At 69.2% G+C, this 23,422-nt stretch carries 24 protein-coding genes, 1 tRNA gene and 1 pseudogene; 9 read left to right on the top strand and 17 right to left on the bottom strand.

All coding sequences use genetic code 11. The features are described 5' to 3' along the window. Window positions 1-19: 19 nt before the first annotated feature. The 11 genes from HNR28_RS05085 to HNR28_RS05035 form a co-directional block, all read right to left on the bottom strand. Entirely contained in the window at window positions 20-1,234 is a 1,215-nt protein-coding gene (locus HNR28_RS05085; RefSeq protein WP_211369273.1) for a WD40/YVTN/BNR-like repeat-containing protein, read from the bottom strand. 158 nt (window positions 1,235-1,392) lie between these two features. Further along, window positions 1,393-2,331 carry a beta-keto acid cleavage family enzyme gene (locus HNR28_RS05080; protein ID WP_151023955.1) on the bottom strand — a complete coding sequence of 313 codons (939 nt, stop codon included), beginning with the start codon at window positions 2,329-2,331 and terminating at the stop codon, window positions 1,393-1,395. Window positions 2,332-2,351: 20 nt separating this feature from the next. Further along, on the bottom strand, window positions 2,352-3,371 hold the full coding sequence (locus HNR28_RS05075) for a branched-chain amino acid ABC transporter permease (protein ID WP_151023954.1): 1,020 nt from the start codon (window positions 3,369-3,371) through the stop codon (window positions 2,352-2,354). A gap of 3 nt (window positions 3,372-3,374) precedes the next feature. Then, complete coding sequence (locus tag HNR28_RS05070; RefSeq protein WP_151023953.1) at window positions 3,375-4,238, bottom strand: branched-chain amino acid ABC transporter permease; 864 nt, start codon at window positions 4,236-4,238, stop codon at window positions 3,375-3,377. Between the two features lie 2 nt (window positions 4,239-4,240). Continuing rightward, window positions 4,241-4,945, bottom strand: a complete 705-nt coding sequence (locus HNR28_RS05065) for an ABC transporter ATP-binding protein (protein ID WP_151023952.1) — start codon at window positions 4,943-4,945, stop codon at window positions 4,241-4,243. Then, the gene (locus tag HNR28_RS05060) at window positions 4,938-5,660 is read right to left on the bottom strand and encodes an ABC transporter ATP-binding protein (RefSeq protein WP_151023975.1); all 723 of its coding nucleotides are present in this window, start codon (window positions 5,658-5,660) and stop codon (window positions 4,938-4,940) included. Before HNR28_RS05060 ends, HNR28_RS05065 begins: the two co-directional genes overlap by 8 nt. Before the next feature lie 56 nt (window positions 5,661-5,716). Further along, on the bottom strand, window positions 5,717-7,009 hold the full coding sequence (locus HNR28_RS05055; protein ID WP_151023951.1) for an ABC transporter substrate-binding protein: 1,293 nt from the start codon (window positions 7,007-7,009) through the stop codon (window positions 5,717-5,719). Window positions 7,010-7,103: 94 nt separating this feature from the next. Further along, window positions 7,104-8,015 (bottom strand): 3-hydroxyacyl-CoA dehydrogenase family protein, encoded by a 912-nt coding sequence (locus HNR28_RS05050; protein WP_151023950.1) that lies wholly within the window; start codon window positions 8,013-8,015, stop codon window positions 7,104-7,106. 3 nt (window positions 8,016-8,018) lie between these two features. Beyond that, the gene (locus HNR28_RS05045; RefSeq protein WP_151023949.1) at window positions 8,019-8,819 is read right to left on the bottom strand and encodes an SDR family NAD(P)-dependent oxidoreductase; all 801 of its coding nucleotides are present in this window, start codon (window positions 8,817-8,819) and stop codon (window positions 8,019-8,021) included. After that, complete coding sequence (locus tag HNR28_RS05040; RefSeq protein ID WP_151023948.1) at window positions 8,816-9,163, bottom strand: cupin domain-containing protein; 348 nt, start codon at window positions 9,161-9,163, stop codon at window positions 8,816-8,818. Before HNR28_RS05040 ends, HNR28_RS05045 begins: the two co-directional genes overlap by 4 nt. A gap of 15 nt (window positions 9,164-9,178) precedes the next feature. Next, a complete protein-coding gene (locus HNR28_RS05035) occupies window positions 9,179-10,015 on the bottom strand; it encodes a cyclase family protein (protein WP_244978184.1) in 837 nt (278 codons plus the stop codon). 370 nt (window positions 10,016-10,385) lie between these two features. Between HNR28_RS05035 and HNR28_RS05030 the strand changes: the two genes are divergently transcribed. The 5 genes from HNR28_RS05030 (at window position 10,386) to HNR28_RS05010 (ending at window position 15,325) form a co-directional block, all read left to right on the top strand. Continuing rightward, on the top strand, window positions 10,386-11,999 hold the full coding sequence (locus HNR28_RS05030) for a DUF1302 domain-containing protein (protein WP_170288418.1): 1,614 nt from the start codon (window positions 10,386-10,388) through the stop codon (window positions 11,997-11,999). 15 nt (window positions 12,000-12,014) lie between these two features. Further along, the gene (locus HNR28_RS05025) at window positions 12,015-13,370 is read left to right on the top strand and encodes a DUF1329 domain-containing protein (protein WP_151023946.1); all 1,356 of its coding nucleotides are present in this window, start codon (window positions 12,015-12,017) and stop codon (window positions 13,368-13,370) included. A 79-nt stretch (window positions 13,371-13,449) separates the two neighbouring features. After that, the gene (locus HNR28_RS05020; protein WP_151023945.1) at window positions 13,450-13,773 is read left to right on the top strand and encodes a hypothetical protein; all 324 of its coding nucleotides are present in this window, start codon (window positions 13,450-13,452) and stop codon (window positions 13,771-13,773) included. A gap of 68 nt (window positions 13,774-13,841) precedes the next feature. After that, window positions 13,842-14,708, top strand: a complete 867-nt coding sequence (locus tag HNR28_RS05015) for an EthD domain-containing protein (protein WP_151023944.1) — start codon at window positions 13,842-13,844, stop codon at window positions 14,706-14,708. Then, the gene (locus tag HNR28_RS05010; RefSeq protein ID WP_151023943.1) at window positions 14,705-15,325 is read left to right on the top strand and encodes a hypothetical protein; all 621 of its coding nucleotides are present in this window, start codon (window positions 14,705-14,707) and stop codon (window positions 15,323-15,325) included. The genes HNR28_RS05015 and HNR28_RS05010 overlap by 4 nt, the downstream gene beginning before the upstream one ends. A 121-nt stretch (window positions 15,326-15,446) precedes the next feature. On the opposite strand, the gene HNR28_RS05005 is transcribed toward HNR28_RS05010, so the two are convergent. Further along, window positions 15,447-16,694 (bottom strand): MFS transporter, encoded by a 1,248-nt coding sequence (locus HNR28_RS05005; protein WP_151023942.1) that lies wholly within the window; start codon window positions 16,692-16,694, stop codon window positions 15,447-15,449. A gap of 261 nt (window positions 16,695-16,955) precedes the next feature. After that, window positions 16,956-18,011: a zinc-dependent alcohol dehydrogenase gene (locus tag HNR28_RS05000; RefSeq protein ID WP_151023941.1), complete on the bottom strand. Its 1,056-nt coding sequence runs from the start codon at window positions 18,009-18,011 to the stop codon at window positions 16,956-16,958. 171 nt (window positions 18,012-18,182) lie between these two features. Between HNR28_RS05000 and HNR28_RS04995 the strand changes: the two genes are divergently transcribed. Beyond that, window positions 18,183-18,947, top strand: a complete 765-nt coding sequence (locus HNR28_RS04995; protein WP_151023940.1) for an IclR family transcriptional regulator — start codon at window positions 18,183-18,185, stop codon at window positions 18,945-18,947. Between the two features lie 178 nt (window positions 18,948-19,125). Further along, window positions 19,126-19,590 carry a hypothetical protein gene (locus HNR28_RS04990; RefSeq protein ID WP_151023939.1) on the top strand — a complete coding sequence of 155 codons (465 nt, stop codon included), beginning with the start codon at window positions 19,126-19,128 and terminating at the stop codon, window positions 19,588-19,590. Window positions 19,591-19,798: 208 nt separating this feature from the next. On the opposite strand, the gene HNR28_RS04985 is transcribed toward HNR28_RS04990, so the two are convergent. Beyond that, window positions 19,799-19,883, bottom strand: a tRNA-Leu gene (locus HNR28_RS04985). Window positions 19,884-20,114: 231 nt separating this feature from the next. Between HNR28_RS04985 and HNR28_RS04980 the strand changes: the two genes are divergently transcribed. Beyond that, window positions 20,115-20,651, top strand: coding sequence for a nucleoside 2-deoxyribosyltransferase (locus HNR28_RS04980; RefSeq protein ID WP_151023938.1), 537 nt, complete (start codon window positions 20,115-20,117; stop codon window positions 20,649-20,651). A gap of 211 nt (window positions 20,652-20,862) precedes the next feature. On the opposite strand, the gene secG is transcribed toward HNR28_RS04980, so the two are convergent. Both secG and tpiA read right to left on the bottom strand, forming a co-directional pair. Continuing rightward, the gene (gene secG / locus HNR28_RS04975; protein ID WP_184142554.1) at window positions 20,863-21,339 is read right to left on the bottom strand and encodes a preprotein translocase subunit SecG; all 477 of its coding nucleotides are present in this window, start codon (window positions 21,337-21,339) and stop codon (window positions 20,863-20,865) included. Between the two features lie 36 nt (window positions 21,340-21,375). After that, window positions 21,376-22,125 carry a triose-phosphate isomerase gene (gene tpiA / locus HNR28_RS04970; RefSeq protein WP_151025646.1) on the bottom strand — a complete coding sequence of 250 codons (750 nt, stop codon included), beginning with the start codon at window positions 22,123-22,125 and terminating at the stop codon, window positions 21,376-21,378. Window positions 22,126-22,475: 350 nt separating this feature from the next. On the opposite strand from tpiA, the gene HNR28_RS04965 reads away from it, so the two are divergent. Then, window positions 22,476-23,021 (top strand): cytochrome b, encoded by a 546-nt coding sequence (locus tag HNR28_RS04965; protein WP_151025647.1) that lies wholly within the window; start codon window positions 22,476-22,478, stop codon window positions 23,019-23,021. Window positions 23,022-23,162: 141 nt separating this feature from the next. On the opposite strand, the pseudogene HNR28_RS04960 reads toward HNR28_RS04965, so the two are convergent. Continuing rightward, window positions 23,163-23,422: pseudogene (locus tag HNR28_RS04960) on the bottom strand (hypothetical protein); the annotation flags it as partial.

Genomic DNA, 23,422 nt, shown 5'->3' with positions numbered 1-23,422 from the left:
GGCGGGACGCCGGCGGCGGTCAATCCGCCCGGCCGGCGTGCGCCGCGGAAGCCGCCGGGGCCGCCGGGACCGCGGCCGCCGGCGCGAGGCGGGCGACGCCCTGCAGGCCCGTGGCGACCAGCGTGCCGTCGGCCAGCGGCAGGAGCCCCGTGAGCATGGGCATCGGCGGCAGCTGCAGCGCCCTGGGGGCTGCGGCGTCCGCGTCGCTCGCGTACACCTGGCCGGCCTGGTTGGCGAAATACAGGCGCCGGCCATCGACGGCGAGCGCCGTCACCGAGACCGGCGCAGGCAGCTCGATCTGCGTCCAGTGGTCCCCCGGGCCGCTCAGGCGCCAGGCGTTGCCGCGCAGCCCGGCGACGACCAGGTCGCCGGAAGGCAGCACCGCGGCGGAAAAATAGCTGCCCTGGTAGGGCGTGGCCAGCCGGCCGAAGGAGCGGCCACCGTCGTCCGAGCGGAAGACCAGCCCCTGTTCGCCCACGACGTAGAGCCTGTCGCGCGTGCCGCGGATCGCGTACAGGTGGTTCGCTCCCGGATTGGCGATCCCCCCCATCAGCGACTCCCAGGTGCGCCCACCGTCATGGGTGCGAAAAGCCAGGTTGTAGGCGCCGACGATGATGCCGTTCGCCGCGTCGAAGAAATGCAGGTCGAAGAACGGCTTGTCCGGCCCGTCCTGGACCAGCCGCCGGGCCGCGGCCAGGCGTTTTTCCGCGGCTGCGGCCCCGGCGCGGCGTTCCGCGGCGAGGGGGCCGGCGGCCGGGGATCCATCGGCCGGATGCTCAGCGGCCAGACCGCCGGCCGGGTTCCCGGCGGCCTCGCGTTCGGCCGCGGCCAGTTCGATGCGGGCGGCGGCGACGCCGTCGAGCTGGCGCCGCCAGGTCTGCCCGCCGTCGTCGCTGTGGAGCACCGTCCCGTAATGGCCCACCGCCCAGCCCTGCCGCTCATCGACGAAGGACACTGCCGTCAGGGTGACGGACACCGGCACCCGCGCCTGCGTCCAGTGGACCCCGGCATCGTCCGAATAGAGGATCAGCCCGCGCTCGCCGACCGCGACCAGGCGGCTGCCCGCCCGGACGACGGCCTGCAGCCAGGCCTTCTCGGGGTGTTGCGCGACCAGGGCGGGACGGGATTCGGGCGCGGCGACCGCCCCCGCCGGCCACGCCGGCACGGCCCAGCACAGCCCCAGGAGCGCACAGAATCCGAGCCGCGGCGCGGCGCCCAGCATTGCGATGCCCATCGTTGTCTCTTCCTGTTCTCGTGCAAGGCACCGATGCGGCGCATCGCTGCCTTGCACTGTTGCGCCGCACGGATGCGTTGCGCTTGTCTGCCGCATTATATCCATAATACGGTACATTTGTACCGTAATTTTCATTATGGAGAAGCGCGGGTGAAAAATCAAGAGAGCGCGGTCCCGTCCTTGCCCTTCAGGGCCAGGATGATGCGCGCCTCGGCGGGCGTGGCGACCTCCATGCCCAGTTCCTCGACGATCCGCCGGATCTTCCCGACCTGCTGGGCGTTGCTGGCGGCCAGCTCGCCCCGCCGGATGAACAGGGAATCCTCCAGTCCCACCCGCACGTTGCCGCCCAGCATGGCCGCCTGCGTGATCAGCGGCATCTGGTGGCGGCCGGCGGCCAGGACGGACCAGACATAGTCGCCGCCGAAGAGCCGGTCCGCCGTGCGCCGCATGAACATCACGTTGTCCGGATCGGCGCCGATGCCGCCCAGGATGCCGAACACGCCCTGGATGAAGAAAGGCGGCCGGACCAGGCCGCGATCGACGAAATAGGCCAGGTTGTAGAGGTGGCCGATGTCGTAGCATTCGTGCTCGTAGCGGGTGCCGTAATCGGACATCAGCTCGTAGACGCGCGCCACGTCGCGGAAGGTGTTCCTGAAGATGAAGGCCTCGCTGTCGAGGATGTACTGCTTTTCCCAGGGAAACTTCCAGTCCTCGATCCGCGCGCCCATGCCATGGAAGGAAAAGTTCATGGACCCCATGTTCAGGGAGCACATTTCCGGCCTGAAGCGCAGCGCCGCGGCGAGGCGCTGCTCGACCGTCATCTCCGGGCTGCCGCCGGTGGTCAGGTTGATCACCGCGTCGGTGGCCTCGTGGATCGCCGGCAGGAACTGCGCGAAGACCTCGGGATCGCCGGTCGGCGCGCCCGTCGCGGGGTCGCGCGCATGCAGGTGCAGGATGGCGGCGCCGGCCTCGGCCGCGTCGATCGCCTGGCGCGCGATGTCGGCCGGCGTGTACGGCAGGGCCGGCGACAGGGTCGGCGTGTGGATGGCGCCGGTCACCGCGCAGGTGATGATGACTTTCTTGGAGAGATCTGCCATTTCGGTTTCCTTTGGGGTTTTCAAACCTCGTCGTCGCGGTAGACGACGTGGCGCTGGATCGGCACGAGCGTGATGCCGGTTTTCCGGGTGAAGATTCCCCAGACGCCCCTGGGCGCCTTCAGCATCACGCCGATGGCGACCGCACCGAGGACGAGGAGATAGGTGGTGCCGAGATCGGCCAGCGTCTCGCGCAGCAGGAAGAACAGGATCGTGCCGACGATCGGGCCTTCGATCGTGCCGATGCCGCCGATCACCGCGATGAAGATGACGTAGGCCGTCCAGTCGTTGACGCTGAAGGCGGCGTCCGGCGAGATGCGCAGCTTCTGCAGGAAGATGAAGGCGCCCGCCATGGCCGTCAGGCCCGAGACGGCGACATAGACGCCGAGCCGGATGCGGGCGCCGTCGACGCCGAGGCTGTCGGAGGCGATCTCGCTGTCGCGCAGCGCCGTCAGCGCGAGCCCGGTCTTCGAGCGCAGCAGCAGCACCACGAAGAGCAGCGTGCCGACGGCCAGCGCCAGGCCGGTCCAGTAGATCGCCGCGTCCCGCACGGCGCGGTCCCGGGCGATCTGCGCGACCACGGACATGGGCAGGCTCGAGCCCGAGCCGCCGCCGAGCGCCGACACCTGCGCGAAGGACAGGCGGAAGACCTCGGCCAGGACCCAGGTGCCGATGGCGAAATAGGCGCCCTGCAGGCGGAACAGCAGCGGCGCGAGCGGCACCGCCAGGAGCGCCGCGGCGACACCGGCCAGCGGCACCGCCGCCAGCGGATGGATGCCGAGGAACATGGCCAGGGTGAACAGCAGGTAGCCGCCGAAGCCCACCCAGGCCTGCTGGCCGACCGAGACCAGCCCGGCGTAGCCGGCCAGCAGGTTCCACAGGCAGGCCAGCGCCAGGAAGGCATAGGCCTCGCCGAGCAGGCGCATGGGCGCGCGGCCGGCCCACCAGGGCGCGGCCAGAAGCACAGCGAGCAGCACGGCGAACAGCGCCAGGCCGAAGCGGCTCGACGGCGTGGAGCGGCGGATCCGGAAGCGGGCGGCCATGGCTCAGTCCATCCTCGGAAACAGGCCGCGGGGCCTGAACGCCAGCACCGCGAAGAACACCAGGTGGCCGGCCAGGATCTGCCAGCCCGGCGAGATCAGGGCGCCCATCGTCTGGGCGACGCCGAGCACGATGCCGCCAGCCAGCGTCCCCCAGAGGCTGCCCAGCCCGCCGATGATCACCGCCTCGAAGCCGAAGATCAGCCGCGCCGGGCCGGAGGCCGGATCGAAATTCGTGCGGATGGCGAGAAAGACGCCGGCGATCGCCACCACGGCGGTCGAGAGCGCCATCGCCATGCCGAACACGTGGTCGCGGTCGAGCGCCATCGCCTGGGCCATTTCCGCATCGTCGGAGGTGGCGCGGAAGGCGCGGCCGAGCCGGGTGCGGAAGAAGATCCATTCGAGGCAGAAGATCAGCGCGACCGAGACGCAGAACATCAGCAGCGGCAGCACGCCGACCCGCAGGCCCGGCAGGAGGGCGAGGCTCGCGGTTTCGATCGGACCGGCGGCCAGGCGCCGGCTGTCGGCGGTGAAGGCGGCCAGCAGCCCGTTCTGGATGATCACCGAGAGGCCGAAAGTGACCAGCAGCGGCGACAGCAGGTCCTTGCCGAGGACCGGATTGAGCAGGCAGCGCTGCAGCCCATAGCCGATCGCCGCCATCAGCGGCACGACCAGCACGGCCGAGAGCAGCGGATGCAGGCCGGTGAGCTCGACCACCCCCAGCGCCACGTAGGCGGCCAGCACGATCAGGTCGCCATGGGCGATGTTGACCAGGCGCATGACGCCGAAGATCAGCGACAGGCCGGCGGCAAACAGCACGTAAAGCCCGCCGAGCATGACGCCTTGCACGAGCGCGTTGATCCAGTCCATGGTCAGGCTCCGAAGTACGCCGCGGTGATGTCCGCGCGCGAGAAGCTGCGAGGCTCGCCGGCCAGCGAGATCCGGCCTTCCTGCAGGCAGGCGAAGCGCCCGGCGGCCGAGAGCGCCCGGCCCACGTCCTGCTCGACCAGGATCGCCGAGACGCCCGTGCCGATGATGGCCGGCAGGGCCGCGTAGATGTCCTTGACGACCACCGGCGCCAGGCCCAGCGAGATCTCGTCGAACAGGATGATCCCGGGATTGGCCATCAGCGCGCGGCCGATCGCCGCCATCTGCTGCTGGCCGCCCGACAGCGCCGTGCCGGGCGCCCTGCGCCGTTCCCGCAGCGCCGGGAACAGGCCGTAGACCGCGTCGAGCGTCCAGGGGCCGGGCCGGCCGCACTCGCCGCCGATCAGCAGGTTCTCCTCGACGCTCAGGGAGCGGAACAGCCGCCGGCCTTCCGGCACCAGCGCGATGCCGCGCCCCGCGATGCGGTCCGGGCGCAGGCCGCCGATCGCCTCGCCGCGCAGGCGGATCATCTCGCGCCGCACGGGCACCAGGCCCATGATCGCGCGGATCAGCGTCGATTTGCCGGCGCCGTTCGCGCCGATCAGCGCCAGGACCTCGCCCTCGTGGAGATCGAGGTCGATGCCGAACAGCGCCTGGAAATCGCCGTAGCCGGCCCGCAGGCCGCGGAGGGCGAGGAGCGGCTCAGCCATGCGCCGCCTCCGCGCCCATGTAGATCTCGGCCACCGCCCTGCTCGCCATGACCGCGTGCGGTTCGCCTTCGGCGATCTTGCGGCCGGCGTCGATGACGGCGATGCGATCAACCACGGCGAGCAGGGCATGCACGACGTGCTCGATCCAGAGAATGGCGACGCCCGCCCGGCGGACTTCCGCGATGGCCGCCACCAGCTCCCGGCATTCCGGCTCGGTCAGGCCGCCGGCGATCTCGTCGAGCAGCAGCAGCCTGGGCTCGCTCGCCAGGGCGCGGGCCATTTCCAGGCGCTTGCGTTCGAGCAGCGTCAGCTGGCCGGCCAGCACGTTGGCCTTGCGCCGCAGGCCGGTGAGTTCGAGCACCTCGACCGCCTTTGCGGCGCTGTCGCGCTCCGTGCGCCGGCGGCCGAAGGCCGCGCCCACCAGCACGTTCTCGTAGGTGCTCATGCCGGCGAAGGGGTGCGGGATCTGGAAGGAGCGCGCGATGCCCCGGTGGCAGCGCGCCCGCGCCGGCAGCGCCGAGACATCCTCGCCGTCGAACAGGATCCGCCCCGAGTCCGGCGCGACCGTGCCGGCGATCAGGTTGAAGATCGTGGTCTTGCCGGCGCCGTTCGGCCCGATGATGCCGAGCGCCTCGCCGGCCTGCACGGCGAGCGACACGTCGCCGGCCACCCGCAGCCGCCCGTAGTGCTTGCTCACGCCGTCCATTTCGAGCATCGTCACGTCATGCCTCCGGTTCGGAAAGAGGCCCGCCTGCCGGACGGGCCGGGGGATCAGGCGAGCAGCCGCAGCTCGCCGCCGACGGGGATTTCCGGCGCCGTCCGGTTGGCGGTGATCACCAGTTCGACCCGATCGCCGCGCTTCTGCCACTGGCCGGCGACCAGGGGCGTCTTGGAGACGTTCCTGACGGGGCCGGAGGACCAGTCGACGGGGCCGACGAGGGTGGTCATCGCGGTGCCGCGGATCGCCTCGACGAGGGCGGCGGGATCCTCCGGGTCGGCGGCGCGCCGCACCACGTCGGCCACCACCTCGAACAGCGCGTGCTTGAAGCCGATCGGCTGGGTCCAGGGGCGCCCGGTCGCGCGGGTGTAGCCCTGCGCCAGGGCGCGCGAACTCTCGCCGGTCAGGCTGGAATCGAAGGGATGGTCGGGCGACCACCAGATTTCCGAGGACAGGCCGACGCCGCGTTCGCCGAGCGCCCGGACGGCCGAGGGAAACAGCAGCGCCTTGCCGATGGTGACGATCCTGGGCTTCAGGCCCTGCTGGCCGGCCTGGCTCCAGAACGTGGCGAAGTCCGGCGGGATCATGTTGCCGGTGACGATCTCCACGCCGGCCGCCTTGAAGGCGGCGATCTGCGCACTGAAATCGTCGCTCATCGGCTGGTAGCGGCCTGGGTCGGTGAGCGCGAAGCCGGCCGCCGCCAGCGCCCCGGGCAGGCCGCGCACCGGGTCGCCCCAGGCGTTGCCGTCGGCGTCGTTGGGAAACAGGCCGCCGACCTTGCGCGCGACCCGCGGGTCGTCCCAGAGCGCCAGGAAGGCCGCGATGACGTCCTCCAGGCCCCAGAAGAAGTGGTAGGTGCTCTCGAAACCCTCGCCGGGCCTGCCGTTGCGGCCGAAGAAATACGGCTGCCAGGGACAGTCGGTGGTGATGCAGGGCGTGCCGTTGGCCTCCGCCTGGTCGGCCACCGGGTTGACCGTATCCGGAGTCGAGGCGGCGACGATGAGATCGACCTCGTCCGTGAGGATCAGGTCGGCGGCCACCGCCGCGGCCCGGTTCGGATTGGACTGGCTGTCCTTGGAGACGATTTCGATCTTCCAGGACCTGCCGTTGTTCCGCACGCCTCCGGCGAACGCGGCCGCGACGCCCTGGAGGATGTAGTCGTCGGCCTCGGCGAAACCCGCGAGCGGGCCGGTGCGCGGGCTGACGTGGCCGACCCGGAGCACCGGCTCGCGGGCGTAGGCGCGCGTGGCGCGCAGCACGGCCGGCGCGGCGGCGAGACCCGCCGCGGCCTTGAGCAGCGTCCTGCGCGTGCGGGAGAAGGCCCGCGCCTGCTGGATGGAATGCATGTGTCCTCTCCTGTGAATCGCCGCCGCGGCCGGGCTGCGGCGTCGCCGCCGGCCCAGCCTGCCGCGGAATGCCGCGGCGGAATCGCGCGCGCCGTCAGCCCGGCTCCTTGAAATCCTTCAGGTGGTCGTAGACGCGGCCGCGCAGCGCGTCGGCCTCCTGCGCCGTCCAGCGGCGGAAGCCCTCGCCGGTCTTCATGCCCAGGCGGCCGCTCGCCACCAGCTCGCGCAGATAGGGCGAAGGGCCCGGCTCGCGGTTCAGGTGCGGCAGCACGACCTGGTGGATGTCGAGCGTCAGGTCGGTGCCGACCAGATCGGCGTTCTCGAGCGGGCCGAGCACCGCCAGCCGGCGGCCGAAACTCTGCTTGACCACGGTATCGACGGTCTCGGCGTCGGCGATGCCTTCGGCCACGATGGCGACCGCCTCGCGCCAGAGCGCGTGCTGCAGGCGGTTGCCGACGAAACCGGCCACGTCCTTCTTCACGTGCACCGGCGTCTTGCCGGCCGCCCGCAGCAGCGCCATCGTCCGCTCGATCGCCCGCGGGTCGGTGCGCGCCGTGCCGACCACCTCGACCAGCGGCACCAGGAAGGGCGGGTTCCACCAGTGCGTGCCCAGGATCCGGCCGCCGTCCTCGACGTCCCCGGCGATCTCGCCGATCGGGATGACCGAGGTGTTGGAGGCGAGCACCGCGCCCGCCGGGGCGAGGCGGACGAGTTCGCGGAAGATCGCCTGCTTGAGCGCCGGCTTCTCCGGCGCCGCCTCGAAGACGAAATCGGCCTGCGCCACGGCCTCGCCCAGGTCGGCGTGGCCGCTCACCCGCTCCTCCGGACCGGTGTCCAGGCCCAGCCGGCGCAGATTGCCGGCGATCCGGCTGCGCAGGCTGTCGAGGGCGGCCGCCTGGGCGTCGTGGACGTGCACGAAGTGGCCCGCGCGGGCGAAGACCTGCGCGATGCCGTGGCCCATGAGGCCGGCGCCGATGACGGCGATGCGGGGCTTGGTTGCGCTCATCGTTCAGCCCGCCGTGTAGCCGCCGTCGGCGTAGAGGATGTGCCCGGTGTGGAAATCCGAGGCCCGCGAAGCCAGGAACAGCAACGGCCCCGCCAGGTCCTCGGGTTCGCCCAGGCGACCCTTGGGGATCCTCGCCAGCATGCCCTCGCGGGTCGCGCGGCCCTTCTCGGTGTCCTCGAACATCCAGGCGGTCAGGGACGAGCGGAACACCGTCGGCGCGATCGCATTGACGGTGATGCCGCTCTTTCCCCATTCGCAGCCCAGCGCCCGGGTCATGCCGTCCACCGCGGACTTGGAGGCGCAATACGCGGTGTACCCCGCGGGATGCCCCAGCTTGCCCCGCGCCGACGACACCAGCACGACCTTGCCGCCGCGCCCGCGCGCCAGCGCGCGCCGGCCGAAGGCGCGGCAGAGCAGCCAGGTGCTGGTGACGTTGCCGCTCATGACGCGCTCGAACCGTTCGAGCGACATGTCGCCGATCGGCGCCACGTCATTCAGGCCGGAGGCGACGACCAGGATGTCGGCGCCGCCGAAGCGGCGGTCGGCGGCTTCCAGGATGGCCTCGCAATCCGCCTCGGTGGAGGGGCGGCGCGCCACGGTCTCGACCTCCGCCCCCGCCTCCCGGCAGGCCTGCGCCACGGCCTCCAGCTCTTGCGCCCTGCCGGCGGCCAGCACCAGGCGGACGCCGGCGCCGGCCAGCACCCGCGCGGCCAGCGAGCCGAAGGCCCCGGACGCCCCGGTCACGACCGCGACCTGGCCGCGGATGTCGAACAGGCTCATGGGGTTGCTGACGAAGTCTTTCATGATGTCTTCTCCGGATAGGGCATGATCACCAGCATGGAAGCGACGGCGTTGCCTTCGTTCCTGATTTCCCGCGGCTCGCCCGGCCCGATGTGGCAGCTGTCGAGCGCGCCGAGCACCGCCTCGTCCCCGGCGCAGCGCACGGTGATCTCGCCGGCCACGACCACATAGATCTTCTCGAGCGGGGAGGCATCCGGCCCCGCCCCTCCTCCGGGGAGGAAATGGGACAGGCCGACCCAGAACCGCTGCGGCCCTCCCTCCTCGAATCCCTGCAGACGCAGCCCCCGCATGTCGTAGTGATTGGGGGCCGCGTAGGGCTTCGCCTCGGCGAAACGCTTGATCTTCATGAGCGGCCGCCGGTCTCAGTTGCCGGTCTCGAAGCGGTACTTGCCGCTCGGATCGAGGATCGCGACCAGCCGCACGATGCAGCCGTCGCCCTGGGTCCAGCGCCACGGGAAGGCCGCGAAGGTCACGCGCTTGCCGGTCACCTTGTCGAGTTCGCCGCCGATGTTCTCGATGCCGCAGATGCCGTGCTTGAGGATCGCCTGGTGGCAGGGCTCCCATTCCGGGAAGTCCTCGATCACCTTGCGCCCGGTCTCGCGCTCGTATTCGCGGTTGACGTCGGGCAGCAGGCCGTGGGGCCAGCCCGGACCGTGCGGGCCGATCGCCGTGCCCAGCGGATGGTCCAGCGCCTGGGTGTCGGTGCCGATCATCTTCACCTTCTTGTCGGCGAACCACTCGCCCGCATCCTTGTAGAAGCCCGGCGAGTAGGCGTAGTACATGCGGTTGTCGCCGTAGTGGTGATGCCAGCCGGTGTTGACGACGACGATGTCGCCCTCGCGGATCTCCGGCGTCGCCTTTTCCAGGTCGTCGCCCGTGATCACCTCCCACTTGCCCTTCGGGATCGACACCACCACCCCGGTGCCGAAGAAGTGCGGCAGCGGCACCTCGTCCATGAACGGCGTGCCTTCCACCACGTGGGCCGGCGCATCGATGTGGGTGCCCGAATGCATGACGGTGGTGATGCGCTGGGTCAGCACGCCGGATTTCGCCATGGTGTGCAGCCGCTCGATCTTGACGTCCTCGAAGTAGGGCCAGCACGGCTGGCCGAGCCCCCAGGGGTGGCTGAGGTCGTAGAACTCCAGCCCCATGTCGTTGTCGAGATTCCCCTGGAAATTGATGCCTCGGATCATGACCATCTTCAAACCTCCTGAACTCTGTGTGGTCGGCCGGGCGCGTCCGCCGGACATCCGGCGCCGCCCGGCGCAGCATTGTTAACCCGTAGAACGGTACAGCAGTATCGTATTTTGGGCATTTCAGAAATTTTGTCAAGCGAAACACTCCGTTCCAGTGGCCGGGAAATCCCCATTTCCCTTCCCCGAAAATTCGGTTGACATCCCGAAATGTACCGCGATACGATTCACATCAACCGCATTGCGGTACTTTTGCGGACGAAATACTTTCCGGCCCAAGCTGGCATACGACCAGCGAGCCCGCAGCGACCGGCGGCCGGATTCGTCAGAAATGCATGCGCACGCATGCATCCGCCAGTCAAAAAGGAGGAAACCCATGGAGAACACCCCCCGCAGGAAACGACCGGGCGCCGCGCGGCGCCTCTCACCGCATCCCGCCCGCTGGGCCGCCGCCGCGGCCCTGATCGGGCTGGCGATCCCGCCGCTGGCCGGCGCCTTCCAGATCGAGACCGACGACCCGGAGCTGCGGGTGCTGTGGGACACGACGGTCAAGTACAGCCTGATGAACCGCCTGGAGAATCCGGACTCCCGCCTGCTGGTCGATCCCGACCAGGACGACGGCGACCGCAACTTCAGGAAGGGCCTCGTGTCGAACCGGCTCGACGTGTTCAGCGAGCTGGACATCTCCAAGCGCGGCTGGGGCGCGCGTGTCAGCGGCGCCGCCTGGTACGACACCCTGTACCACGGCAGCAACGACAACGACTCGCCCGGCACGGTCAACCACACGTCCGCGGACTACGACCGCTACACCTCCGGCACCCGCAACCTCATGGGACAGCACGTCGAGCTGCTGGACGCCTTCGTCTTCGGCAAGTTCGACCTCGGCTCCGCCAAGGCCAACTTCCGCCTGGGCAAGCACACGGTGATCTACGGCGAAAGCCTGTTCCTCGCGCCGAACTCGCTCGCCGGCGTCATGGCGCCGGTCGACGCGGTCAAGGCGGCCTCGGTCCCCGGCTCGCAGACCAAGGAAATCCTCATGCCGGTCAACCAGATCTCGGGCAACATCCAGATCACCCCGGAACTGATGGTCGGCGCCTATTACCAGCTCGAATGGCGCAAAGCCCGCCTGCCCGCCTCCGGCAGCTACTTCTCGACCGGCGACCTCCTGGACGACGGCGGCGAGATCTTCTACGGGCCCGGCGGCCTGCGGCGCAGCGACGACACCCAGCCGGGCAACTCCGGTCAGGGCGGCATCCAGGTGCGCTACCGCGTCAACAGCATCGAGACCGACTTCGGCTTCTACGCCCTGCGCTACAACGAGAAATTCCCCACGCCCACCGGCGACTTCGCCACCGGCCAGTACTGGCTGGATTACCACACCGGCGCCAAGGCCTACGGCATCAGCGCGACCCGGACCTTCGGCAACGTGAACCTCGCCACGGAATTCTCGATCCGCAAGAACGTCACCCTGGCCAACCGCGTCCCGGTGTTCTACGCCAACGGCGCATCGGTCAACGGCCCCTACCCGGTCGGCGACACCGCCCACTGGAACATTTCCTGGCTGGCCTCGCTCGGCCCTTCTTTCGTCGCCCGGGAAGCCGACTTCGTGGGCGAAATCGCCTGGAACCGCACCCTGTCGGTCACCCGCGGCCACTACGACGAGAACGCCAGCCGCGACGCCTTCGCCATCCGCTTCATCTACGAGCCCAAGTACCGCCAGGTCCTCGACGGGCTGGACATCTCGATCCCCATCAACATCGGCGCCTCCATCGGCAAGTCCAGCGCCATCGGCAACGCGCTGGGCGGCCACCGCACCGGCGACATCTCGATCGGCGTGGCCGGCGTCTACCTGGGCTCCTGGAAGGGCTCGCTGAACTACACCCACTATTTCGGCAGGGCCGCCACCGAGACCACGAACGGCATCATGAACTGGGGCCAGTACTACGCCGACCGCGACTACATCTCGGCATCGATTTCACATACGTTCTGATATCAGGAGTCACGCATGAACTTCAAACTGGCACTTGCAGCGGCTGCCGTGCTCGGGACGACCCTCATCGGCGCGCCGGCGACGGCGGCGGTCTCCCCCGAGGAGGCGGCCAAGCTGAAAACCGAGCTCACGCCCTTCGGCGCCGAAAAGGCCGGCAACCAGGACGGCTCGATCCCCGCCTGGACCGGCGGCTACACCACGCCGCAGCCGGACTTCAAGAACGGCGGCCGGCGCCCCGATCCCTTCGCGGGCGAAAAGCCGCTGCTGTCGATCAACGCGCAGAACGTCGACCAGTACGCCGACCAGCTCACCGAAGGCGTCAAGGCGCTGATCCGCAAGTATCCCGAAACCTACCGCGTGGACGTGTATCCGACCCACCGCACCGCGGCCGCGCCGCAATGGGTCTACGACAACACCTTCAAGAACGCGACGCGCGCCCATATCACCGGCAACACCCTCGAAGGCGCCTACGGCGGCATCCCCTTCCCCATCCCCAAGACGGGCACCGAGGTCATGTGGAACCACCTGCTGCACTGGCGCGGCACGTCCTTCCACGTCGATGTCCGCGGCATGCAGGGCACCGGCGACGGCAAGCACGTCCCGACGGTGTTCTCGTCCAGCGACTTCCAGCTGCCCTACTACTTCGAGGACGGCTCGCCGGAATCGTTCAAGGGAGTGTTCTGGATGATCCGCATGATGAACTACGGCCCCCCGATCCGCGCGGGCGAGGCGATCGTGGGGCGGGAATCGATCAACCCGGACAACAGCCAGACCTGGGTCTACCTGACCGGCCAGCGCCGCGTGCGCAAGCTGCCCAACGCCTGCTGCGACACGCCGACGCCGGCCAGCGCGGGGGTCTCGATGTTCGACCAGACCGGCGTCTTCAACGGCCGCCTGGACCGCTTCGACTGGAAGATCCTCGGCAAGAAGGAAATGATCATCCCGTACAACACCAACCGCGCGCTGCAGCGCTCGTACAAGGACGTGCTGCTGCCGCACCACCTCAACCCGGACGACGTGCGCTGGGAAAAGCACCGCGTCTGGGTCATCGAAGCCACCGTCGCGCAGGGCTTCCGCCACCAGTCGCCCAAGCGCCGCTACTACGTGGACGAGGACACCTGGGTCGCCGTGCTGGCGGACCACTGGGACGCCAACGACCAGCTCTGGCAGATGGGCTTCTCGATGCCGATCGTGATGCCCGACCTCCCCGCCACCGCGCCGCCGATGGTGTTCGGCTTCTACGACCTGCTGTCCGGGGCCTGGTACTACGACTCGATCCTGAACGACGCCCGCGAGCAGTACAAGATCATGCCGCGCTACGACGACACGGTCTTCACCCCCGAAGCCATGTCCGGCGAAGGCGTGCGCTGAGCCTCGGACGCCCCCTCGCCGCGCACCCTTCCCGGGGCGCGGCGGGGGGGCGCGGCCCATTCCGTCCGGAACGATCCCCATGCTCAAGAGCGTCGTCCTCCACGACATCCCCATCGACCACGTCGCCGCCATGGAACGCTGGTACTACCGGGACCATGCGCCGGAAATCATGCGCCAGCCGGGACTGTTCCGCTTCTTCAGTCACCGGGCGATCCGCGAGCCGCTCTCCCTGCCCGGCGAATGGCCCCGGAGCGGCAGGCCCGCGCCCGAAAGCATCCTGCATGCCTGGGACCGCCTGGTCGAACTCTGCTGCAGCCGGGCAAGGACTTCGTCAGCTCGTTCCTGCTCGAACGCCCGACCGACGAATTCTGGCGCGACTCGCGCGGCTACCTGTAGTCTGTAGCCTCCCGCCTGCAGCCCCGCCGCCATGGCGCGCCGACCCCACTCACAACACGAACCAGGAGACTCTTCATGATCAAGTTCATCATCGCCGCCCGCCGCAAGCGGGAGGACACGCAGGAGCGCTATTTCTACGAATGGGGCATCATCCACGTCGCCCTGATGATCACGACCCCATCCGTCGTAGGCAAGACATTCAAGCGCTACGTCCAGCATTATTCGATTTCAGGGATCACCGACGACATGCTGATCCACCCGCTGTCTCCGATGGAATGGGACAACATGGCCGATCACTGGCTGGACAGCATCGACAGCATGCTCGGTTCCACCCATGCCCAGGATTACGTCCAGCGCATGCAGCCGCACGTGTTCGGCGACAAGGAATTCGTCCTCATGCTGGCCGAAGGCACGGTCGTCCACCAGGACGAGGGCTTCGAGGCGGGCGGCGTCAAGCTGATCCATTTCCTCAAGCGCAAGCCGGGGATGTCCATCGACGCATTCAACCGCCACTGGAAGGAGCGGCACGCCCCCGCCGTGCTCGCCGCCACCGGCGGCGGGCTGGTGCGCAAGTACGTGCTGAACACCCAGCACGATTTCGACCGCGGCTTCTTCGCGGGCAGCATCTTCGCCCACGGCAGCGTCAACGCCTACGACGGCGTCGAGGAATTCTGGTTCGACTCGCTCGACGACCTCGCGCAGATGCGCCGCGACCCGCGCATCCACGAGGCGATCCGCGCCAGCGAAGCCGATTTCGTCGATGCCGGCGGCACCTTCTCGATGGTCACCACGGAACGGGTGATCTACGACTACACGCTGGGCGACAAAAGCAGCCCGCCGGCCGCCATCCACGATCCGGACAGCCTCGAAGCCGCCATCTTCCGCCAGGGGCTGCGCGGCTGGAACATCCCCCCGCAAACACTCGCCAAGGACACACCATGAAATACACCGTCAGCCAGGACGCCATGGGCACCCACATCGACTGGGAGCACGAAGGCGTCACCGCGCGCATGATCGACTGGTTCTGGAGCAACATGGAGAAAGGCTTCATCCTGTGGCACCCGGAGCAGCACGAGCCGCTCGAATGGGCCATCGCCCCGCGCCACGGCAATCCCATCGGCTCGATCCACATCGCGCCCCAGACCTGGGACGACGGCCGCCGCCAGAACCTCTACATCCGCTTCGAGCGGCTGGAGGACGTGCCCGCGGAGGTGCGCGACTACCTCGTCTACGAGCACGTCGTGATCGTCGCCGGCCTGGGCCTGGGCGAGGAATGCCTGATCAAGCCGGACCCCATGGGCTACCGCATCCACCAGTGGCAGAAGACCGATGCCGGCGTCGTCGGCAAATCCTCGGGCATCGGCACCCGGCGCAAGGAAACCGCCGAGGACGGCCGCATCTGGGCCGCCCACTGCGCCCAGGAAATCGGCAACTGGGGAAATTTCCTGCCCCAGCTCTACACGCTGTACAAGGTCGTCACCGATACCCGCCGCAACCCTTACGCCGACCTCTCCGTCGACGGCCGGGGGCGGGACGCCGCCTATCGCTACATCAAGTAGCCGCATCGGGCCGCATCCCACGGCCCGGCCCGGCAGATATCACACCGCCCGGCCCGCCGGCCCTCCGTCCGGCGGGCCGGGCCGCATGGCGGCGCCGCGATCCCGATTCCTTCGTCCGCCCTCAGGCGGCATGCCCGGCGACGCGCCGGCGGCGCAGGCAGCCGACGAGCAGCGCCACCAGCGCCAGCCCGCCCATGGCCATGCCGATCAGCCCGATCACCCCGGCCCGGCCGCCGGCGTGGTGGGAAAGGTAGACCACCAGGACCGGATTGACGAACATGCCGAACATCAGGCACGAGATGAACGCGCCATTGCCGAAGCCGCGATGGGAGAACGGCAGCTCGCGCATGTTCCAGGTCACCATGGTCGGCAGCAGCAGGCCGGCGCCGAAGCCGTTGACCATCACCCCGGCCGTCAGCGCCCGGTAATCGCCGGCCGAGGCCATCATCAGGAAGCCGGCGGCGGCGATCGCGGCGGCGAGGGCCAGCTGCGCGGGCACCCGCAGGCGCGGCGCGACGATCCAGCCGAAGACCAGCGTCCCCGCCACCACCCCGACGCTGTTGAACGCCATTGCGATCCCGATCGCGCCGGTGGACTCCACGCCGATGGCCCCCATCAGGTAGGCGCCATGGATCGGCACCATCAGGAACACCAGGCCCGCGAGGAAGGCGATGGCGCAGATCCCGAGCAGCAGCAGCGGGCGGAAGCGGATCCCCGGCTCGTCCTGGACCGGCGCGGCGGCATCGCCGGCCGGGCGGCCCGGCTTCGTGTCCCACAGGTAATAGGCCATCAGCGGCATGAGCAGCAGCGCGACCCCGTAGATCGCATAGGGCGCCCGCCAGCCGATGCCGCCGAGCATGCCGCCCAGCATGTTGAGGAACACCGCCGAGCCCGACGCCACCGTGGTCTGCAGCGACATGAACTTCTCCCGCCGCTGGCCGCTGTAGTAGTCGCCGATCATCGTCGTGCTGATGGTCATGATGATGGCCTCGCACATGCCGATCACCGCGCGGCTGGCGACGATGGCCGAAAGCGAATCGAGCACCATCGGTGCCACGCCGACCACCGCGTACAGGCCGGTGGCCCAGACCATCAGCGGCTTGCGCCCGATCCGGTCGGCCAGCGCGCCGGCGAAGATGCTGCACAGGGCCATGACCAGCAGCGGCAGCGTCATCGTCATCGGCACCCAGTAGTCGGCATTGGGCACGTCGGAGAAATGCGCCTGCATCTGGGGCAGACTCGGGCCGAGGATCGCCGTCACCAGGACCGACAGGCCGCTGGCGACGAGCAGGATGAAGGCGTGAATGGCCCGGGGCGTGCGCACGGGGGCGTGCGCGTTGGCGGAATGGCTGCCGGCTGAAAGAATCATCGTTTGTCTCCGTCTGGGGCTCGCAATGGCCCCCGTTATCCGAATAATCGTTAATATACCGCTATACGATACAAATGTATTGTTTTTTATTGAGGCGCATCGGATGCGGGCCGGATGCCGCGGCCTCCCCAAGGAGGCGGGCGCAGCCGGCGCCCCGATGTGTCTTCAAAAGGATCGGACTTTCAGCCTCCTGGCTTCCCAGGTCCTCGGCCCATCCACCCTTTGGGCCTGTGGCCTTTGGTCCTTTGGTCCTTTGGTCCTTCAAGCCGAGGGCGCGATCAGCACCTTGATCTGCCCGTTGCCCGGCCTGGACAGGCGCTCCAGGCCCCGCTCGACGCACTCCTCCAGGCGGATCACGTCGGTCACCAGGGCGCTGAAATCGACCTTGCCGGCGGCCATCAGCGCCAGATAGGTGCGGACCTCATCCTCGGTGTAAACGAAGGAGCACTGCAGATCGATCTCGCGCGGAACGAACCGCGCCGTCACCAGCGACAGCGGCTCCGCGCCCGCGCCGACCAGCATCACCTGGCCGCCGGGCCGAACGCAATGCATCACGCAGGTTTCGACGGATTCGGCCCGGCCGACGCACTCGAACACCACGTCGGCGCCCACCCCGCTGCCGATGGCGTCGCGCACCGCCGCGCCCACGTCGTGGACCTGCGCCGGATTGATTACCTGGTCGGCGCCGTAGGCCCGCATGATCGCGTGCTTGTCCTCGGCGACTTCCAGGGCGATGATGCGGCTTGCGCCCGCCAGCTTCAGCAGGGCGATGGCCGACAGCCCGATGCTCCCGCCGCCGCTCACCACCGCGGTGTCGCCCAGCCTGAAGCGCGACTTCCGGATGGCGTGGAAGGCCACGCACACCACGTCGAACAGCACCGCCTCGCGGGCATCGACACCGGCGGGCACCGGAACCAGCATCGTGTGCCGGACGTCGTGGACCAGCATGTATTCGGCATAGCCGCCGTCCAGCGCCCCGATGCCCGCCGTGCGCGGAAAGCCGTTGAGGCAGATGTTGGTCTCCCCGCGCCGGCACGACGGGCAGTTCTCGCGGCAATGGGTGGGCGGACCGCAGAGGATCTGCTCGCCGGGCAGGAACCCGGCGACGCCCTCGCCCACCCGCGCCACCGTGCCCACCGTCTCGTGGCCGAAGACCCGGACCGGAGCGATGATGCCCGCGCGCTGGTAGCTGTGCACATCGGTGCCGCAGATCCCCACGTAGTCGACCCGCACCAGCAGCTGGCCCGGCCCCGGCTCGGGAACCGGACGGTCTTCCAGCCGCACGTCTCCCGGCCCGTAATAGACTGCGCATTTCATGTCATCCACCGCCCTCGGCTGGGGGACTGGCTGCGCGGCCGGCCGGGCGTGGCGCCCAGGCAGGCCCGCACGCGCGATCCGGCACCCCGCCGGACGACAGCCAGCCCAAAGAAACCATAGTACAATACAATTGTACTGAAATTACACCCTACGGCCAGGCCAGAAACCCCCATGAACGACGTCAACCGGTACGCCGAAAGGCAAGGAATCCAGGTCATCGCCCGGGCCGCAGCGCTGCTGCGGGTGCTGGAAAAGCACTCCGAAGGCATGACCCTCACCGCCCTGGCGCAGCAGGTCGGCCTCGCCCGCTCGACGGTACAGCGCATCGTCGACTCGCTGTCCGACGAGTCCCTCGTGTTCATCGGCACCAGCGGCGGGCGCATCCGGCTCGGCCCCATGCTGCTGTCCCTGGCCGCGGCCACCCGCTTCCCCGTCACCGAACTGATCCGCCCGATCCTCTCCGCGGTGGCCGACGACACCGACGAGACCGTCGCACTGGGCGTGGCCGAAGCCGATCACGTCGTCTTCGTCGACCGCATCCTCGCCCGCCAGCGCGTCACCTCCATCATCGAAGTCGGCGCCACCCTCCCCCTGCACTGCTCGGCCAGCGGCAAGGCCATCCTCGCCGCGCTGAGCCCCGCCGAACTCCAGGCCGCCCGCGAAACCCTGACCCTGGAAAAGTACACCGCCAGAACCATGACCACCTGGCCCCGGCTGGAAAAGGAACTGGCCGGCATCCGCGCCCAGGGTATCGCCGAGGACAACGAAGAGCACTCCGAAGGCATCAGTTCCCTGGCCATCGCGTTCACCGTCCCCGGCGGCACCCGATGCACCCTGGCCATCACCCTGCCGACCCCGCGCTACCGCGACACCAAGGAAACCCTGCGCGACGTGCTGCTCCACGCCCTCAGGACGATCGAAAAGCGCTTGAACTGAGGGGATCGGCTTTCTCCAGTCCCGCTTTTCTCCAGCCTGGAAGGTGTCCGGCCGCCGGATCGTCCAAGCATCCGTCCCGGGCCGATGAAAGAACCGGATGAACACGGCGCGCTTCATGGCGTATGCTGAATGACGGCACAAGGCCATTCCGCAACTCTCACCCGCTTTCAGGCTTCCCATGAACCTCAGACGGCACGCCCGACACCTCGCACACCTACTGGCGCTCTCCTGCCTGTCCTCCGCCGCGCTGGCCGGCGGCACGGCCGGCTGCACCCTGGAAAACGGCAAGACCGTCTCCCTGAGCCACCTCGGCACGGCGCCGGCCTACCGCTACGGCACGGCGGAAAAAGAGGAAATCACGCTCGCCGCCGGACAGCGCGGCATCACGGTCTACAAGGGCTCCGTCATGTTTTCAGGCGGCGGCGCCGGCTACGTGCGGTTTGCGACCGGCCCCTACAGCTACGTCGCGTACAGCGGCATCGGCAAGGGCTGGGAATTCACCGGCCTGGTGGTCTACAAGGGGACGAAGGTCGTCATGTACAAGTCCTGCGGGACCGACGCGGATGCGCTCATGATGGACATGGACGCCGTGCACGCCCCGGAGGATCCGTCCGTCGACGACTTTGGCGGAGCGCCGTTCTAGGGCTCCGTACTGCATCACCCTGCTTGCTCGTCATTCCTCTGAAGCCTGCTGCATAGCCCAGGGGTGAGAAACCGCACCAACCACTGCTTCGTACCGATTGTGGGACCCGACCCGGAACACCCGGACAAGAAAAAACCCGCAAGAACCAGTGTTCATGCGGGTTTCCTTTGATTTCCCGGACTGATCCGGATCAGCCTGGACTATTCGATGGTGCCGTCGGCGAGACTCGAACTCGCACAGCTTTCGCCACTACCCCCTCAAGATAGCGTGTCTACCAATTCCACCACGACGGCGTTTTGCCCTGCGGCAAAGACGGGCATTCTAGCACAAAGACGAGGCCATGGCCGGGCGGCATCGCCGGCCTGGCTCCGCAGGGAGCCGCCGGCGCCCGGCAGCACATCCCGCGAAACGTTAACATCCCACCACCGGTGGCAGGAACAGGCGGCCCCGCCCCTGTCGCCCGCGGAAACGCCCGCTTCACCGGCCGCCCGAACCCATGACCAAGCGCCCACCCGGCTGACGCCATGACCCATGCCACCCACGCCTCCCCCGCGAACCCCTCCGTCTACCTCGCCGGCTTCGATGTCTTCCGCCCGGACGCCATCGAACACGGGCAGCATCTGAAGCGGCTCTGCGGCCGGTACGGATTCGAGGGACTCTATCCGCTGGACAACGCGGCACCCGCCGGGCTGGCCGGCCGGGCGCTCGCCCGATGGATCTTCGAGGCCAACGTCCAGCTTCTGCGGCGTGCGGACTTCGTCATGGCCAATCTCAATCCCTTCCGGGGTGCGGAGCCCGATTCGGGCACGGTGTTCGAGGTGGGTTTCGCGGTGGCGCGCGGGACGCCGGTATGGGTCTACACCGACGTCGCGGTCCCGCTGACGGCGCAGATTCCCTGCGTTCGCCAGGGATCGAGGCTCGTCGACGCGCAAGGCTGCACGGTGGAGGACTTCGGCCTGAATCTGAACCTGATGATCGCCTGCAGCGTGGAAGTCGTCATCGGCGATGCGGAAGCATGCCTGCGGCGGATGGCGGCGGAGCACGACGGCCAGGCCGGCTGACGCCGGCGGGCCGGCGCGAAGACGGACTCAAACGCCGGCAGGATCCAACAGCGACAGATCCAAGCGGCGGCGGGCTCAAAGCCACGGCAGGCTCAAACAACAGCGGACTCGGGCAAGCGCGGCTGACTCCGCGAAGCGGCGGCAGAACCAGGCGGCTGCGGGCTCGCGCAACCGCGTCCGCCGCGCGGCCCGCCGCAATGCCATGCCCGCCTTACTTCTTCCCGGCGGGAGCCGCCGGCACGGACGGCACCGAGGCATCGCCCGCCGACGGCGCGGCGGGCGCTGCGGGCACGGCGGCGGCTGGCGCGGCGCCCGAGGACGGCGCGGCGGGAACGGACGGGACGGCGCTGCCGCCGCCCACGTCGGGCACGGCGGAACCGGCCGGAGCGGCTTCCTTGGCCGGCGCGCTGAAGCCTTGCATGATGCCCGATTCGATCGGCGAGCCGGCGGGGTGGTGGGCCACCCAGGCCAGGCCGCCGGTGGTGACGAAGAACACGATGGCCGCCCACTTGGTGGCGCGCGACAGGAAGTTGGCCGCGCCGGCGGAGCCGAACACGCTGCCGGCCGAGCCGCTGCCGAAGGCGGCGCCCATGTCGGCGCCCTTGCCCTGCTGCAGCAGCACCAGCACGATGACCAGGAGCGAGGAGATGACCTGCAGCGTCAGCAGGATCGAGGAAAGCCATTGCATGATGATAGGACTCCGGACCTTATGGGTGTTCTCGGATCAGGCGGCCGCGGCCGCGATGCCGAGGAATTCTTCGGCGACGAGCGAGGCGCCGCCCACCAGGGCGCCGTCGATGTCGGGTTGGGCGAACAGGGACGCCGCATTGGCGGGCTTCACGCTGCCGCCGTAGAGGATGCGCGTCTGCCCGGCGCCGTGCTGGTTCAGGGACGCGCGGATGAAGGCATGCACGGCCTGGGCCTGTTCGGGGGTGGCCGTGCGGCCGGTGCCGATCGCCCAGACGGGCTCATAGGCGATGACCAGGCGCGCCAGGGCTTCGGCGCCCAGCGCCAGGACCGGATCGAGCTGGTCGCCGATGACGCACTCGACCTGATCGGCGTCGCGGTCGTCCAGGGTTTCACCCACGCAGACGACCGGGGTCAGCCCCGCCGCCAGTGCGGATGCGGCCTTGGCCGCCACCACGGCGCTGGATTCGCCGTGCAGGGCGCGGCGTTCCGAGTGCCCGCACAGCGCCCAGGTGCAGCCGAAATCGGCCAGCATGGCCGGGGCGACTTCGCCGGTGTAGGCGCCGTGGGTGTGGACGCTGACGTCCTGGGCGCCCCAGGAAATCTGCGTGCCCGCCAGGGCGTCGCGCGCCTGCGCCAGGTAGGGAAAGGGCACGCACACGGCCAGCTGGGCGGCGCCCGCCCGGGCAGCGCCCGCGACCAGGCCGTCGAGCAGCGCGGCATTGGCCGCGAGGCTGCCGTGCATTTTCCAATTGCCCATGACAAGGCGCGTGCGAGTGTGGCTCATTGGTGTCGTCGATCCAGTCAAAGCGGGATGATTGCGGAATGCGCCCGCTTTTCTCGGGGAAAAGCAGGCCCGACCCCGCAAAGAGTAACCCTGAATTGTAGCGTGTTTGCGCGTGCCGCGCCGACTCCGCCGGTTCTGCCGGCCAGGCCGCCGCGTCCAGAGGCACGAGGCGAACGAGGCCGGCGCGCTTGCCTGCCCTCCCTTTCGGGCAGGCCATCACATCCTGTATCTTGTACGTGCAAAATGCGTTCCCATTCAGGCTATAGTCAGAATGGCCATTCGGCAGAACCGCATTCGACAGAATCGCCATTCCATCATCCGCTTGCATCGCTCAGACCAAGGGGGATCACATGCCTGCCACACCCACCACCTGGAGCCCTTCACTCAAATTCCTGCACTGGTCGTTGTTCGTCATCATCGCCGCGGCGGTGGTCTGTGTGGTCGCCGCCGGCGGCTACGAGCGCGGCGATCCCGTCAAGGGACAGCTCATGTTCTTCCACAAGAGCTTCGGGCTGACGGCCCTGGCCTTGATGATCGCCTGGGTGGCGACGCGGCTGAACACCGGCCGCCCGCAGCCTGTCGGTCAATCCTGGCAATTGCGCCTGGCATCCACGGTCCACTGGGCCATGGTCGTCCTGGTGCTCGCCCTGCCGCTGGCCGGCCTGCTGATGTCGCAGTTCGCGCAGCAGTCCGTGAGCTTCTTCGGCCTGTTTTCCATCCCGGTCTGGCTGGACGAGGACAAGGCGGCGGCCAAGGCCATCCACACGGTGCACGCCGGCTTCGCCGGACCGATCCTGGTCGGTCTGGTCGTGCTGCACACCGTCGGCGCCCTCTGGCACCATTTCATCGACCGCGACGGTACCCTGACGCGGATGCTGCCCGGCAAAGACCGCTGACACGTCCGGGCGGAAGCACGGCCCGGCCGCAAGGCCGCCGCGCACGCCGCGGCGCCTCCCGCCGCCCGCGAGGGCGCGCGTCTCGGAACCCGCTCCATTCCTCGGCGGCGGCAGGGACGGGAGCGGCCCTCGGGAACGGGCTCAGAACTCGGTCCACTCCTCGGTGCCGGCCGAGGCCGGAGCGGGCTTGCCGGGCGCGCGCAGGGCCGGCTTCGCGGCCGCGCGCGGCGCGGGCGCATCGGCCGGTGCGCCGGAGCGGGGCCGGTGCGGCGCGGGGCTGACGACCTTTTCCGGCGCCGAGGGAATGCGCGCCGGCTGGGCCGCGCGTGCGGCGCCGGCGCCCGCGGCGGCGGCCTCCGCCTGGGCCGCGCGCGCGCCCGCCTGGGCACCGGCCTGCGCAC

The organism is Castellaniella defragrans (assembly GCF_014203015.1).
GTDB classification, from domain to species: domain Bacteria; phylum Pseudomonadota; class Gammaproteobacteria; order Burkholderiales; family Burkholderiaceae_B; genus Castellaniella; species Castellaniella defragrans.
This window is presented reverse-complemented; position numbering and strand designations above follow the sequence as displayed.